The organism is Shewanella sp. ZOR0012 (genome assembly GCF_000798835.1).
GTDB lineage: Bacteria > Pseudomonadota > Gammaproteobacteria > Enterobacterales > Shewanellaceae > Shewanella > Shewanella xiamenensis.
The window spans coordinates 1,579,415-1,587,781 of sequence record NZ_JTLE01000094.1; the positions used below are offsets into that span (position 1 = coordinate 1,579,415).

Below are 8,367 nucleotides of genomic sequence, written 5' to 3' on the forward strand. Positions count from 1 at the left end.
ATAGACCCGCTAAGTCCAATACCCGTCATAAACAAGTGCTGCTATTAAAGACGTATTCGCAATGCATTGTGAAGCGTATCATGTAATGGCTCGGATTAAATGAGCTGGTTACGAGACTCAGGTATGCTATTGCCCGTATTTAAAATGGAGCTAAGTGTTTATGAGAAAGCTGTTGTTGTGCCTGTCCTTCCTTTTCACTCCCATGATGGCGTTGGCTGCAAGTTATGTGGCGGGTGACGCGATAAATCCTATTTCATTGCAAGATCAAAATGACAAGGCGGTCAGTGTTACCGACCAAACCAAAGTGGTGCTCTTTAGCCGCAGTATGAAAGGCGGTGATATCATCAAAGAAACTCTCACTCCTTTAGCGGGTGATAAGTTTCCTGCGCAATTAGTTTATGTGGCTGATATCAGCGGTATGCCGTCGCTGATTGCTAAGTTTGTTGCCGTGCCGCAAATGCAAGAATTACCTTTTGCGATTGGGTTAGACAGGGAAGGGGAAGTGAGCCGTTTGCTGCCGGATTCTAAAGATATGGCAACTATGATTTTATTGAATAATATGAATATTCAGGATATTGCCTACTTCGACTCCAGTGAAGCCCTAGGCCAAGCCCTAGCTAAATTAAATCAGTCACAGCAGTAATATCGCTGCAGTAAATCCGATTTGAGGGGGAGTTTCCCCCTTGCTTATTCTCCGACTTATTCCTGCATACTGTGCAGATGATGATTTCCCCCTCGCTATCTTTTAAGACTCATCCTATCGCTCTTGCCCGATAATCTATCCCTGCATAAGGCTGGATTACCCTCTTTAACAATTCATTGTTGGGCCTTAATAAACGTCAAGATCCTTTGTGGGACTCTTATGCATAATTATCTGTTTTAAAAATAGTTTTTTTCAGCTTATTCGAACTTAACAATTGGTGGAATAAAAAGTTAGTTATTAAGCATAAAAATTCGTTGCGTTAACTAAAAAAATATCGTTTACTGCGCACGTTTTTACGACACATAGCGACTTTTTACCATCTGACCCAAAGGAGACTCTGGCCCAATGAGCCAATTTCAATCTATTGATGTTGCTGATTATTATGATGCTCAAACCTTCAAGCGTATCGAAGAGTTTGCCAAGGATAAAGCGACTCCGTTCGTAGTGATTGATACCAGTATCATTGCGAAACAATACGATGACATGGTTAATAGTTTTCCTTATGCCGATGTTTATTATGCAGTTAAGGCAAACCCAGCGGCTGAGATCCTCACGTTACTCAAAGACAAAGGGTCAAACTTTGATATTGCCTCGATTTATGAGCTAGATATGGTCATGAATGTCGGGGTTACAGCTGACCGAGTGAGCTATGGCAATACCATTAAAAAGCGCCAAGATGTGCGGGCTTTTTATGAACGTGGCGTGCGTATGTATGCATCGGATTCTGAAGCTGACTTACGTATGATCGCAGAGGAAGCACCGGGTTCTCGTATCTATGTGCGTATTTTGACTGAAGGTACAGACACTGCTGATTGGCCGTTATCGCGCAAATTTGGTTGCCAAAACGAGATGGCCTACGAGTTATTAGTGTTGGCGAATGAATTAGGCTTAGAACCTTATGGAATTTCGTTCCATGTCGGTTCACAGCAGCGTGATATCGGTGCGTGGGACTCTGCGATAGGTAAAGTGAAGAGCATCTTCGACCGTTTACGTGATGAGCATAATATCGTCCTGAAGATGATCAACATGGGTGGCGGCTTCCCTGCTAACTATATTGATAAAACCAATCAATTGGGTGTGTATGCTGAGCAAATCACTCACTTCCTGAAGGAAGATTTTGGTGATGACTTGCCACAAATTATTCTTGAGCCGGGCCGTTCGCTAATCTCTAACGCTGGAGTGTTGGTGTCTGAAGTGGTGCTAATCAGTAAAAAATCTTACACCGCATTAGAGCGTTGGGTGTTTACCGATGTGGGTAAATTCTCTGGGTTAATCGAAACGATGGATGAGGCGATTAAATTCCCTATCTACACCCATAAACAAGGTGAGTTGGAGAAATGTGTTATCGCAGGCCCTACTTGTGATAGCGCCGATATCATGTATGAGCACTATAGTTATGGTTTACCCAATAACTTAGCCATTGGTGATCGCATGTACTGGTTAACCGCCGGCGCGTATACCACGACCTACTCGGCAGTGTGTTTTAATGGTTTTCCGCCACTGAAAGATTACTATCTGTAATTGGCTTAATGGCAACAAAAAGGGCGCTTAGGCGCCCTTAGTTTTTCCCGTGACAAAAACTTAGCTATGGGATTTGAGAATTTGATAGATCTCTTCTTTTAAATGGAGCTTTTTGCTCTTAAGTTCTTTTACTGCTGGATTGAAATCACTGCCAACTCGTTTTTCCAGTTGTTTGATTTCCTCATCTAATTGATTGTGCTCGTTGAATTTACGTTGAAAATGAGCATCTTGAGTCTTTAACGTGCTAATCAGATCTCGATATTCTGGAAACATTGGCGTTCTCCTTGTCGTCTTTCTACTGTGCTTTGGTCTCGTCTTAACCCTAACCCTGAGCACGACTATGAAACGTGATCTAGATCAACATTTGTCCTTCTGCAGATTAATACTAAAGCGTGATTTCTTAAAAATTTAAATAAATCAATGGCATATATATTTTGTGTTGTTGGCAGTGGCGACAGAGTCAGATCTGACTCACACTTTATTCCTCAAAATTGATACAAGCCGACAGAAGCATCACAGATTTGCTATCTTTGTGATCAAGCTGTAATAGGTTTGGTAATTCCATTACGGATGAACAATTCTTCTTGCCGATAATTCTGTGATCAAGTTAACCTTCACCGCTTCGATACTAGGTTAAAGTCGATTATATAAGAATTTTACTATCAAAAATGAAAGGGGTTTTCACGATGGCTGATGTATTTCATTTAGGTTTGACCAAAGCGATGCTCGATGGTGCCACGTTGGCGATTGTGCCTGGCGATCCAGAGCGTGTTAAACGCATTGCCGAGTTAATGGATAATGCAACATTCCTTGCAAGCCACCGCGAGTACACAAGCTATTTAGCTTATGCTGACGGTAAGCCAGTGGTAATTTGTTCCACCGGTATTGGTGGCCCATCAACATCGATTGCTGTCGAAGAGTTAGCGCAATTGGGCGTAAATACCTTCCTACGTGTTGGTACAACAGGTGCGATTCAACCCCATGTGAATGTGGGTGATGTGATTGTGACTCAAGCATCAGTGCGTTTAGATGGCGCGAGCTTACACTTTGCGCCAATGGAGTTCCCTGCAGTAGCAAACTTCGAATGTACCACTGCTATGGTTGCAGCGTGCCGTGATGCGGGCGTTGAGCCTCACATCGGTGTGACAGCTTCTTCTGATACTTTTTACCCCGGTCAAGAGCGTTATGACACTGTCACTGGGCGTGTGACTCGCCGTTTTGCTGGCTCCATGAAAGAGTGGCAAGAAATGGGTGTGCTGAACTATGAAATGGAATCAGCGACACTATTTACTATGTGTGCGACTCAAGGTTGGCGTGCTGCCTGTGTGGCGGGTGTGATTGTGAACCGTACACAACAAGAGATTCCTGATGAAGCGACAATGAAGAAAACCGAAGTTAGTGCGGTTTCTATCGTGGTTGCGGCGGCTAAGAAATTACTCGCCTAATTTAGCTTTGATATCACTCCCCTGCAAAGCGAGTGGCTCGATAATAAAAAAGGTGCCTTTGGCACCTTTTTCATTATATTTCAAATTTTTACGTGTAAGTCTTTACTTAAAAGTGATACTGGGCAATCACGGAGTATGTGTCTTGGTCGACACCTTTTACGCCATACTTATTGGTCCATAAATCGTACTCAATACCTACCAGCAGCTTATTAGCCTTATGATCACCAAATAGGCTCTTACCTAAATCGTATTTTAGCTGAGGGTTGAAGTGGAAGTTTTCTTCATAGCCGTCATTGTCGCTGGCAAATACCCAATCGATAAAACCATCGAGGATAATATTGGCTGAACCCACTGGAATATCGATTCTAAAGACAGGGGTAAACTGCCAGCCATCACTGATATTGCCTGAACTCATTCCATTACGGCGATAAGTGTTGAAGTTCAGATAGGTAAAATAAGGAACCGCGACATCGACACCTAAGCCATAGAGTAAGCTATGCACAGGACCTTCACCTTCTTCATAGGTGAGTGCTAATGAAAGATCGGTAATGGGGCCGAAGGCAATCTTCTCGCCAAGGATTTTGCTGGCACTAAAGCGCGGTGAAATTTCGCCGTAGGTGGTGCTATCCATGCCTGTGTGGTCGCCTTTGAAATAAATAAAATCTTGGAAAGCAAACCAATCACCGTATTTCCATGCACCAGCGGTTTCGAGTGTGACTGTGGCTTGTTTGTCCGATGGAGCCAAGTCGTAGTCTTCGCCATAAAGGGCAGTTGCACTGAAATCCCACCACTGTACTAAGTCACCAGCAAATGCTTGAGGTGAAAGCATTAATGCTAGACATAGGCATGTCTTTTTCATTGTTATTTCCTGTTGTAGGGGTAGAGGCTAAATAAGGTTGTACTCAGTTCCTGCTCGGTAATCAGTACGGCAAAGCGACTCAGGATTAGTGGCTTGAATCGGCTCCGACAGAGAGCGAGGTAAAAAGTGCGGGCAATATATGCAAAAATTTACAATTATTCAAAGTTTTTTATCGAATGTTGTTGTGAAAATCACATAATCATATTGTGGTTTTGCATGTATTTAATTTATTGATTTTGTATGATTATTTTTAAATGCATGCTTTGTCTCTGATGTTTTTTGCTAACTTTTTGAATTGATTATGCTTAATTTTAGAACATAAAAGGCCCACTTTTTACCATCACGCTACCCAGACTCTTAGCAAGCTTTGGTGATTACTCTTGCCGTTGTTTTATAATCAGCGTATAACAATTGACATATTATGTCGCATGTCTATTGTTCTGCTGTTATAGTGCGGTACTGGATGCTCTCATTTCAGGGGGGGAATATGGAGTTTTCGAATCTGATTTTAGTCTGGTCTATTATCGGGATTGTCTTGATGCTAGCCGAGCTCGTGGTGCCAGGCGGTATTGTTGTACTTCTCGGTGCGGCCTGTTTAGTGGTGGCTGGTGCCTTAGGCATTGGACTTGTGGAAGGGCTGGTGCAGAGCCTGACACTGTGGTTCATTTCTGCCATTGTCTTATTGCTTGTCTTTCGGCAAGTGACACAAAAACTTGTCGGTGGTGATTCCCATGTGGATAACACTGATGAAGAACTTGATATCTACAATAAAATCGCCCGCGTTAAGCAAACCATAGGTCCAGGACAAACGACAGGAAGAGTTGAGTTCCAAGGGAGCGAATGGCCCGCACTGGGGGATGGTAGTATCATTGCGGTGGGCACTGAGGTCAGGATTATCTGCCGTGAAAACATTGCCCTTGTGGTTGAGCCTGTGAATCAGGCAGCGTCTTAAAACTAAAGGATGAGTCTATGTTTGTATTTACCTTAGTCATTTTATTTGTCTTATTTATTCTCTATAAGTTGATGCTGATAGTGCCAATGCGTGAAGTTCACGTTATTGAGCGATTAGGGAAATTTCGTACAGTATTACAACCGGGATTTCATTTCTTAATTCCTTTTTTTGACCGTGTCTCCTACCGCCACGATACCCGTGAGCAAGTGCTCGACGTGCCGCCGCAAAGCTGTATCTCTAAGGACAACACTCAGCTTGAAGTGGATGGTTTAGTGTATCTCAAGGTGATGGATGGCAAATTAGCGAGCTACGGTATTGAAAATTATCGTAAAGCGGCTGTAAATCTGGCGCAGACCACTATGCGTTCTGAAATCGGTAAACTCACATTGAGCGAAACCTTTTCTGAGCGTGACCGCTTAAATGAATCCATAGTGCGTGAGATTGATAAGGCTTCTGAGCCTTGGGGGATCAAAGTATTACGTTATGAGATCCGCAATATCACGCCATCACGTCATGTGATCCACACTCTTGAAAAACAAATGGAAGCCGAGCGCCGTAAGCGCGCCGAAATCACCTTAGCTAATGCCGAAAAAGCCGCGATGATCAATATGTCAGAGGGCGAGCGCCAAGAGGCGATTAACATTTCCGAAGGTCAAAAGCAGAAGCGCATTAACGAAGCTAAAGGTACGGGGCAAGAGATCGCCATTATTGCTAAGGCGAAGTCTGAAGGGATGGCGATGATTTCCCAAGCGTTAGCGGTGAATGGTGGTAATGACGCGATGAACATGCTGTTAAAAGAACAGTTTATTGCTCAGCTCGGTAAGATCCTCAACGATTCTCAAGTGTCAGTTGTCCCCGCGGAAATGGCAAAACTCGAAGGTTTCTTCGAAGGAATGGAGCAAGTCACTCAAACCGTGAGTGGCCATAATGCAATGAGCAAAGGAGCACGTTAATGGACAATTTACCATTGAATACCGATGTCGCAGTTATGGTTATTTGGGGGCTGATTTTTGCCATCTTCGTCGTTAAGTTGTTCCAATCGATTCGTTTAGTGCCGACAAAATCGGCCTATATCGTTGAGCGTTTAGGTAAGTATCACTCAACCTTGGATGCAGGGTTCCATACACTGATCCCCTTTGTCGATAAAGTGGCTTATATCCATGACTTAAAAGAAGAAACGATTGATGTTCCACCACAGGAATGCTTCTCAAGTGACGAAGTGAATGTGGAAGTCGATGGGGTAATTTATATCTCAGTTACCGATCCTGTGAAGGCAAGTTATGGCATCACTGACTACCGCTATGCGGCGATTCAACTTGCGCAGACCACAACGCGTTCAGTGATCGGTACCTTAGATCTCGACCGTACCTTCGAAGAGAGGGATGTGATTTCAGCTAAAGTGGTTGAGGTGCTCGATCAAGCGGGTGCCATGTGGGGGATCCGCGTGCACCGCTATGAGATTAAAAACATTACCCCGCCAGAGACAGTGAAAAACGCCATGGAAATGCAAGTGAATGCCGAGCGTGAACGCCGTGCATTACTGGCAAAGAGTGAAGGTGATAAGCAGAGTAAGATAAATCGCTCTGAAGGGATTAAAGCGGAAACCGTGAACCGCTCTGAGGGGGAGATGCAGCGCCGAATCAACGAGGCTGAAGGTAAAGCGGAGGAGATCTTAACGCTATCGCGAGCAACGGCGGAGTCTATTGAGCGTTTAGCTACCGTGATTGCCGCGCCCGGTGGCCATAATGCATTGCGTATGCAGCTTGGTGAGCAATACTTTAAACAACTTGATGGTTTAAGCCAAAAGTCTAGCCGTATTGTGTTGCCCGGTAATATGGTTGATTTCGACTACTGGATGAATAGCATCGGCTTAAAAGAAGAACGCTGAAATTAGGGCGTGTTGACGTTTCGAGATTAAATTTTGTTCGTTCTGGAAAGTTCGTGCTCGCGAAACGAGGAATGATGTGTCGTTATTCTACTCAAATGACGAGCGGCTCTTATGACAGAAAGTAAGAGCAAGGGCTTGCCAGACGAACCCTTCGGGCAGCATTTGGATGGCTTTTCTGCCGCGTTATCGTCCGTTTATGTAGAATAACTACACTGCACGGACTTTGCCTTGCTTAAAAGCCAGCCAAATTGCTGCAAAAATAACCCTGAAACGTCAACACGCCCTAGTAAAGCGAGTGAGTCTCATCGCATCACCAGTTGATAAACCTAAGGCCAAATATTGATATTTGGCCTTATTTTTTTACGGTTTAGCATGGTTACTTACAAGGAGAAAGCTGTTTAAGGCAAGTGCTGGCGTGATGATAGATAACGCTTCAGCGGCAATACAGATGCTTAAATCATGGCGCATCAAGCTGACTTAATAGGCTAAACGTTCTGAAATCAAAGAATGGGAATGGGTTTCTATGAGGCGCGCAATTGTGTCTTGTTCGAGTTCCGCGAGCGCTGATATCTCATGGTATATCTTATCTTGTACATCTAAAGGCATGTGCACATGCTCCATAAACATTCTGATACTTAAGGCATCGCCGCTTTTGAAAAGTTGGCTGAATTCAGAAGCTTCAATCTCTATTAATGCATTCATAATACGTCACCCTAGGGTTGGTTTTTGATGAGTCAACAACAGGTATTGCTGTTATTTAAGGGATACGCCTAAGTTTGATCTAGGTCAATTAAACGCAATATTAACCTTTCTTAATGAATAATTTTTTTATTTAAAAATAGATAGTTATCATTTTCATAAAATGAAGATTTAATGTTGGCAGTGTTTGAAATCTGGATGCTGAGGGGCGATTTTTGCGATGTTTAAATGAAAAAAGATAAAAAATCGCGGCGAATGATGATTCATTCGCCGCGATTAGTAGCCTACTTTAGATAGGTG

At 43.5% G+C, this 8,367-nt stretch carries 9 protein-coding genes; 6 read left to right on the forward strand and 3 right to left on the reverse strand.

Annotated features, from left to right (window positions below; translation table 11 throughout):
• Nucleotides 1-160 precede the first annotated feature (160 nt).
• Both L976_RS08615 and L976_RS08620 read left to right on the forward strand, forming a co-directional pair.
• Nucleotides 161-643, forward strand: a complete 483-nt coding sequence (locus L976_RS08615; protein WP_047536062.1) for a hypothetical protein — start codon at nucleotides 161-163, stop codon at nucleotides 641-643.
• A gap of 405 nt (nucleotides 644-1,048) precedes the next feature.
• A complete protein-coding gene (locus L976_RS08620; protein ID WP_047536065.1) occupies nucleotides 1,049-2,224 on the forward strand; it encodes a type III PLP-dependent enzyme in 1,176 nt (391 codons plus the stop codon).
• A gap of 60 nt (nucleotides 2,225-2,284) precedes the next feature.
• Here L976_RS08620 and L976_RS08625 read toward each other — a convergent pair whose 3' ends face one another.
• Nucleotides 2,285-2,497, reverse strand: coding sequence for a YdcH family protein (locus L976_RS08625; RefSeq protein WP_011073832.1), 213 nt, complete (start codon nucleotides 2,495-2,497; stop codon nucleotides 2,285-2,287).
• Nucleotides 2,498-2,910: 413 nt separating this feature from the next.
• On the opposite strand from L976_RS08625, the gene udp reads away from it, so the two are divergent.
• Nucleotides 2,911-3,669: a uridine phosphorylase gene (gene udp, locus L976_RS08630; RefSeq protein ID WP_011790869.1), complete on the forward strand. Its 759-nt coding sequence runs from the start codon at nucleotides 2,911-2,913 to the stop codon at nucleotides 3,667-3,669.
• A 106-nt stretch (nucleotides 3,670-3,775) separates the two neighbouring features.
• Here udp and L976_RS08635 read toward each other — a convergent pair whose 3' ends face one another.
• Entirely contained in the window at nucleotides 3,776-4,528 is a 753-nt protein-coding gene (locus L976_RS08635; RefSeq protein ID WP_011073830.1) for an outer membrane protein OmpK, read from the reverse strand.
• Nucleotides 4,529-5,015: 487 nt separating this feature from the next.
• On the opposite strand from L976_RS08635, the gene L976_RS08640 reads away from it, so the two are divergent.
• Genes L976_RS08640 through L976_RS08650 form a run of 3 tightly spaced genes read left to right on the forward strand, consistent with a single transcriptional unit; the run spans nucleotide 5,016 to nucleotide 7,368 of the window.
• Entirely contained in the window at nucleotides 5,016-5,480 is a 465-nt protein-coding gene (locus tag L976_RS08640; RefSeq protein ID WP_047536072.1) for an NfeD family protein, read from the forward strand.
• Nucleotides 5,481-5,497: 17 nt separating this feature from the next.
• On the forward strand, nucleotides 5,498-6,433 hold the full coding sequence (locus L976_RS08645; protein ID WP_047536073.1) for an SPFH domain-containing protein: 936 nt from the start codon (nucleotides 5,498-5,500) through the stop codon (nucleotides 6,431-6,433).
• Nucleotides 6,433-7,368 carry an SPFH domain-containing protein gene (locus L976_RS08650; protein WP_047536074.1) on the forward strand — a complete coding sequence of 312 codons (936 nt, stop codon included), beginning with the start codon at nucleotides 6,433-6,435 and terminating at the stop codon, nucleotides 7,366-7,368. Before L976_RS08645 ends, L976_RS08650 begins: the two co-directional genes overlap by 1 nt.
• 477 nt (nucleotides 7,369-7,845) lie before the next feature.
• Here the strand turns inward: L976_RS08650 and L976_RS08655 are convergent, their stop codons facing one another.
• A complete protein-coding gene (locus L976_RS08655; protein WP_011073826.1) occupies nucleotides 7,846-8,070 on the reverse strand; it encodes a hypothetical protein in 225 nt (74 codons plus the stop codon).
• Nucleotides 8,071-8,367 lie beyond the last annotated feature (297 nt).

Coding starts and splice junctions, on each gene's coding strand:
- L976_RS08615 (WP_047536062.1), top strand. CDS start 161: ATGAGAAAGCTGTTGTTGTGCCTGTCCTTCCTTTTCACTCCCATGATG.
- L976_RS08620 (WP_047536065.1), top strand. CDS start 1,049: ATGAGCCAATTTCAATCTATTGATGTTGCTGATTATTATGATGCTCAA.
- L976_RS08625 (WP_011073832.1), bottom strand. CDS start 2,497: ATGTTTCCAGAATATCGAGATCTGATTAGCACGTTAAAGACTCAAGAT.
- udp (WP_011790869.1), top strand. CDS start 2,911: ATGGCTGATGTATTTCATTTAGGTTTGACCAAAGCGATGCTCGATGGT.
- L976_RS08635 (WP_011073830.1), bottom strand. CDS start 4,528: ATGAAAAAGACATGCCTATGTCTAGCATTAATGCTTTCACCTCAAGCA.
- L976_RS08640 (WP_047536072.1), top strand. CDS start 5,016: ATGGAGTTTTCGAATCTGATTTTAGTCTGGTCTATTATCGGGATTGTC.
- L976_RS08645 (WP_047536073.1), top strand. CDS start 5,498: ATGTTTGTATTTACCTTAGTCATTTTATTTGTCTTATTTATTCTCTAT.
- L976_RS08650 (WP_047536074.1), top strand. CDS start 6,433: ATGGACAATTTACCATTGAATACCGATGTCGCAGTTATGGTTATTTGG.
- L976_RS08655 (WP_011073826.1), bottom strand. CDS start 8,070: ATGAATGCATTAATAGAGATTGAAGCTTCTGAATTCAGCCAACTTTTC.